General features: G+C 62.2%; 2 protein-coding genes and 1 pseudogene. 2 read left to right on the top strand and 1 reads right to left on the bottom strand.

Annotated features, from left to right (window positions below; translation table 11 throughout):
- A pseudogene (locus AC1DIO_RS35220) lies at positions 1-305 on the bottom strand (decarboxylase); the annotation flags it as partial.
- 326 nt (positions 306-631) lie between these two features.
- Between AC1DIO_RS35220 and AC1DIO_RS35215 the strand changes: the two are divergent.
- A complete protein-coding gene (locus tag AC1DIO_RS35215) occupies positions 632-907 on the top strand; it encodes a hypothetical protein (RefSeq protein ID WP_441509207.1) in 276 nt (91 codons plus the stop codon).
- A gap of 111 nt (positions 908-1,018) precedes the next feature.
- A partial coding sequence (locus AC1DIO_RS35210) for a DUF3300 domain-containing protein (RefSeq protein ID WP_441509206.1) occupies positions 1,019-1,887 on the top strand: 869 nt, incomplete at its 3' end.

Here is a 1,887-nt window from a genome sequence, read left to right as displayed (position 1 = left end):
GCGTCATGCTTGTAGTTGCCTGTGATGATGTCGACCGAGATGCGCTTCGCAAGAGCGAGAAATCCGGCCTTGTCCTCGTTCCTGAGACGTTCGCGCAGCGCCGCGATCAGCTCCGTGCCGGGAAAGGCATGGAACTCCTCGAGCACGCCCAGGTCATCGAGGGCCTGCTCGACGGCGCCCCGCTTTGCGTCTCCATTGGCCCAGGATCTTGCGAGAGAATGAAGGTCCCGCCACCGATCATGGCGTCCGGACGGTGCGGAGAAGAAATGGTCGATCGACCGCGCATCTTTGGCAGCGCTGGACATTCCGAATCCTTCCCTGGTTKAACGAGGTCGAGGTTCAGATCGCTTTCGGTACGTTCCGCTCGACCGCCCGCGGGCGGCGTGGCCGCGCCCGCGCAAACTGCCGCTGAAAAATCCTGCGCTGAGAACAGCACATCGAGGGACGTCGGCGTATTGTCCTTAGGGACAGGTTCTTATCGGCAGGAATTCGCTAGAATTCACCGGGCAGGTCGGAGCGCATTGCGATGTCCTGCGTGGGTATAGGCTGTGGCCTCAAGTCGATAGGCAGATACGGTTTGCGTGGCAGCTTACCCGGATCGGTGCGCGAATTGATCGTGGAGGCTTTGATGATGAGCAGGCTGATCACCCTCGCAGCGTCTGTCGTAATGGCCGCCGCAGTTCTTGTCACATCTGGCGTAATGGCTACCGCGCAGACTGTCGGAACACCGAATTCATGCAACAAGATCAATGGCTGCATGTGGGATTCCATCTACGAAAACCAGATGATGATGCAGAGCGGCCTCATGACGAAAGCAATGGAGGAGGCCCGCGCAAACAAGGAGGCGTTCGAGAGGCTGCGAGAGTGGGAGCGCACCCATGGCGCCGCACCGGGCAATCCGCGCTAGCGACGGTTCGAATTGGGCATCCGGGGCCGTGCTGATACTGGCCGCGCCCCTCCGGCAGAATACCCTGGGGTGGTGCGAGCGCTCCGAGGGAGCGGATATCGGGAGAGCGCGATGATTCTCCGTTTCGTGCTGGCGGGCGTATTGGCCCTGGCCCCCCCCCTTCAATCCCTCGCGCAAGCGCAGGCGCAGGCGCCCACTCCTTCGACAGGTGCAGCGCTGACGCCCGCGGCCCTGCCGGTCGACCAGACCCTGCTCGCGACAGCGCAGCTCGACGCGCTGCTAGCCCCGATAGCGCTCTATCCGGACACCCTGCTGGCTCAGGTGCTGATGGCCTCGACCTATCCGCTCGAAGTCGTTCAGGCCGAGCGCTGGGCTGCCGAGAACAAGAAGCTCAAGGGAGACGCACTCAAGGCGGCCGCGGAGAAACAGGCCTGGGACGATAGCATCAAGGCATTGGTCGCCACGCCGTCGGTGCTCCAGATGATGAGCAAGAACCTGGAATGGACGCAGAAGCTCGGCGATGCCGTTCTCGCTCAGGAAACCGACGTCATGGACGCTGTCCAGCGGATGAGGTCGCGGGCCTACGAGAACAAGAAGCTCACCTCGGGCACGCAGCAGACGGTGACGGTGCAGCAGGAGGGCGCAAGGCAGACCATCGCCATCGCGCCAGCCACATCCGACACCATCTATGTGCCCTATTATGATCCTGGCGTCGTCTACGGCGCCTGGCCCTATCCCGAGAGCACGCCCTATTACTTTCCAGCCCCGGGCTACATCGCGACCGGAGTCATTGCGACCGGGCTCGCTTTCGGTACCGCCTACGCGCTCGGCCGCTGGGCGACCGGCGGCTATTGGGGCGGCAACATCAACTGGAACAACAACAACATCAATATCAACCGCGATCGCGTGACGCACTGGCAGCACAATCCGCAGCATCGCCAAGGGGTCAGATACGGCAATTCGCAGGTTCAGCAGCGGTT

It is taken from the genome of Allobosea sp. 05T439 (genome assembly GCF_056396005.1).
This window is presented reverse-complemented; position numbering and strand designations above follow the sequence as displayed.